Below are 3588 nucleotides of genomic sequence, written 5' to 3' on the forward strand. Positions count from 1 at the left end.
TCGATAATTGGATTTTGCCATTTTCAAAGACCTTGAAGCCGTTGTTCGCCCATTTCGTATTGAAATGATTTTTTCGTTTGTACGGGTATTTATTTGGATGTCCGGCTCTTCTTGCTTTCCATGCCGCATCACGTGCAAATAGATACTTATGGCACACGGCTTGCACAGATTGGGAATGAATCGGAAAGATTCCCTTTGTGCCTTTTTGTAACGCACTCTTGGTGATCGATTTCCCCGTTTTCAAATGGGCTTCTTTCGCAAGTTCCAAGCAACGATTCCACACTTCACCCGAAACCCGATTGCACTCGAATAATCGATCAATCGTTTCCTTGCTTGCCCGGAACGGTGTCTTCATACAACGAATCATGGTCAACCCTCCAATCAAATGGTCATATACTTTTGTATACCACGAATCCCACCGATGCAAACATATGTTCTTTTTATAATGAAAATAGAAGAGTAAGCATTCATCTCCCACCCACGCTTCGCGTTGAGGTGGGAGACTTCTGCCCTAAACTGTTAAAAAGCCAAGCATATGATCAAGACTACCCTTTTCTTCCAGACGTCCACTATCAAAATTGTAGGAGGCATTTACAATTTGATTCGGTGCCATGTTTGCGTAGCTATGCAATTTTTCTCTTTGTTCTGGTATAATACTTTTCGCTAACTTTATTATTTCTTGATTTATTCCTTTAAATTGTATTGGTATTCTCTTTTTCACACCAACAATGTTAAAGGATTCTTTTTTCTCGATACGATAATCCATGTTAATTCCTCCTTGGATGGTTAATTGAAAGGAGAGCCGTGGAAATGCTTTAAGTCTATTTTTCTTTTTGACCTCTGATGGACTGATTCCGGACCATTCCCGAAAGGCACGTGAAAATCCATCCACAGATTCATAACCATATTTGAAGGCCGTTTCGGTCACACTCATCCCTTCATGCAGTAAGTCAAAAGTAGCGTCAGATAATTTTCGATTGCGTATCTATTCGCCTAATGACATACCTGAAAGAAATGAAAACATTCTTCGAAAGTGATAAACAGAAGTCCCTGTAATTCTCTCCAATTCGTGATCATCAATCCTGTCACTCAAGTGAGATTCAATATAATCTAACGCCTCATTCATACTTTTCAGCATCTCTAATTCCTCCTTTCATGGATTCATTATAGTAACGGTCAAAAAAGAATACCCGACAAAAAAGAAACGTCTTTTGTCGGGTATCGATGTGAAGTCCATTCGTAATGGGGTCAACGAAACCTAAATGATTTCATCTTTTATTTCCAACACTCTTCATTCCCCTTTATTAGGTTGAATGTTTTTGTTTTCTCCAAAAGAAAGTCAACACAACACCTACAAAGAGAACGACAGTGGCAAAATAGTATGGATAATTAATATCGATGTCAAATAAGATTCCGCCAAGAATAGGTCCGCTAATATTCGCCAAACTTGTAAACATGGAGTTCATGCCACCTGCGAAACCTTGCTCATTTCCCGCAACATTCGAAAGATACGTCGTAACCGCTGGCCGGAATAAATCGAAACCGACAAAAACGATAAATGTAACCAGTAAAATCGTGAAATAGGAATGAACAACCGTCATGAGAAAAACAAGTATTGCCGATAAGATTAGGCTGTAGCGAATGAGTTTAATCTCACCCCAAATTCGGGTTAGCCTATCAAAAAGCAACACTTGTGCAGCTGCACCAAAAATGGCGCCGCCTGTAATCACAATGGCAATATCCGATGGTGTAAATTGAAATTTATGATCCACAAATAAACTAAAAAACGATTCAAACGCCGCCAAACCAAATGAAGCAATAAAAATTAATATAAACGCGATGAAATATTTCGGCTTAAAAATACGTCTGAACCCTTTCTGCGCTTCTGAATTTTGTTCATTCGATTGGGAAGCGCGTTCTGGCTCCGCTATTAAAATAATCGTCAGGATTGCGGCTACTGTACCGAGCACGCCCGCAAAGTAGAAAGGCATGCGCGTACCAAATTCCGCTAAAAATCCACCGATCCCCGGCCCAATGATAAAACCTGTACTAATGGCAGCTGACATGTAGCCAAGTGCTTTTGCGCGATTTTGTGGCGTTGTAATATCTGCAATATAGGCCGTCACAGCTGGCATGATGAACGCCGCACTGACTCCACCTAAAAGACGGGAAATGAATAACACCCATAAATCTTTCCCCAACCCAAATAAAAATTCCGAAAAACCGAAAATAAATAAGCCGATGACCAATATCACTTTTCTGCCTACTTTATCGACTGCTTTTCCTGCAATTGGTGAAAAAATCAGTTGTGTAATTGCAAATGCCGCTGTTAAATAGCCAATCGTTTTTCCACCGATCCCTAGCTCGTTCATTAACGTAGGTAAGACTGGAATGACGAGACCAATGCCCATGAACGCTATAAATAAATTGAATAATAATAATCCTAACGTTAGGTTATAAGATCGCATATTTTACGTACTCCTTAAACACAAAAGTGTATTCGTTTGATTGCTTTACAGATACTATCCTAGTGTATATAGTAACTATATAGTCAAGGGGATGGTGTAAAAAATGCATGAAAAAAATGTAAAATATTTGACGACAGGCGAATTCGCAAAGCTTTGCAAAGTCAATAAACAAACACTTTTTTATTATGACCAAATAGGCCTGCTATCTCCCCTATTCAAAAGCGAAAAAGGCTACCGTTTTTATTCCATCAACCAAATCGATCTGTTCTATGTCATCGATCTATTAAAAACGCTTGGAATGTCCCTATATGACATTCGACAATACACACAAAACAAATCGCCGGAAAGTTTTTTAACGTTAATGTATCAACAAAAGAGCGAGATTGTAAAAATGCGTCAGGAAATTGAAATGAAGGAAAAACTAATCGACACAAAAATAGCATTAATCGAAGAATCCCTACAAATAGACTTTGATCAAATCACGCTCCAACATTTACCGGAAGCTATGCTTTATCTTAGTAGGAACGTTGAAAATATGTCCGATGATGCATTTGTAGAGGTCATTTCGGAATTTATCGGTGAATTGAACGAAGCAAAGCTAGATACAGGATACCCGATTGGTGTGATAACGAAACGCGAACAAGTCTTGAAGGGGGAATACTCCAAATATAGCTATTTATACATCGAGCAACCACAGCCAAAGGAAGGATATCCGTACTTTCAGGCAGTAAAAGGGGATTTTCTCATTGGGTATCATATTGGAGAAGACCAAACCATCCACCTTACATACGAAAGGCTTTTCGCAGAGCTGGAACGTTTGCATTTAACCTTAGGCGATTATGTCTTCGAGGAATATGTCTATGATACGGTTGTAAAAAATGACAATGAACAATATGTTACTAAAATTATGATGCAGGTTGTTAGAAACAATCAACAATAGCATCGCCCCAGTACGCTCAGAACTGAAAACCCTATTTTCAAATAATAAAAACCCCTTCCATGATGTGACCCCTAAAAGTTAGAGTTTATATTAGGCAGCTAATTGGCTGGTGTGAAGACGGTATTGAACCGGGCTCATGCCAGCCAATTTCTGTTTGATGCGTTTGTGATTGTAATAATG

At 39.0% G+C, this 3588-nt stretch carries 4 protein-coding genes and 2 pseudogenes; 1 reads left to right on the forward strand and 5 read right to left on the reverse strand.

The features are described 5' to 3' along the window. The 4 genes and pseudogenes from MHZ95_RS20670 to norA all read right to left on the reverse strand — a co-directional run. Positions 1–367: pseudogene (locus MHZ95_RS20670) on the reverse strand (transposase); the annotation flags it as partial. Between the two features lie 144 nt (positions 368–511). Then, the gene (locus MHZ95_RS20675) at positions 512–766 is read right to left on the reverse strand and encodes a GyrI-like domain-containing protein (protein ID WP_239392682.1); all 255 of its coding nucleotides are present in this window, start codon (positions 764–766) and stop codon (positions 512–514) included. Between the two features lie 75 nt (positions 767–841). Further along, positions 842–985: pseudogene (locus MHZ95_RS20920) on the reverse strand (helix-turn-helix domain-containing protein); the annotation flags it as partial. Between the two features lie 319 nt (positions 986–1304). Further along, positions 1305–2468 carry a multidrug efflux MFS transporter NorA gene (gene norA, locus MHZ95_RS20685; protein WP_239392680.1) on the reverse strand — a complete coding sequence of 388 codons (1164 nt, stop codon included), beginning with the start codon at positions 2466–2468 and terminating at the stop codon, positions 1305–1307. Positions 2469–2571: 103 nt separating this feature from the next. Between norA and MHZ95_RS20690 the strand changes: the two genes are divergently transcribed. After that, the gene (locus MHZ95_RS20690; RefSeq protein ID WP_239392681.1) at positions 2572–3408 is read left to right on the forward strand and encodes a MerR family transcriptional regulator; all 837 of its coding nucleotides are present in this window, start codon (positions 2572–2574) and stop codon (positions 3406–3408) included. Between the two features lie 90 nt (positions 3409–3498). Here the strand turns inward: MHZ95_RS20690 and MHZ95_RS20695 are convergent. Further along, on the reverse strand, positions 3499–3588 hold a 90-nt coding region (locus MHZ95_RS20695), incomplete at its 5' end, for an IS3 family transposase (RefSeq protein WP_239391493.1).

This window comes from Sporosarcina sp. ACRSM, from assembly GCF_022346545.1.
Taxonomy (GTDB): Bacteria; Bacillota; Bacilli; order Bacillales_A; family Planococcaceae; genus Sporosarcina.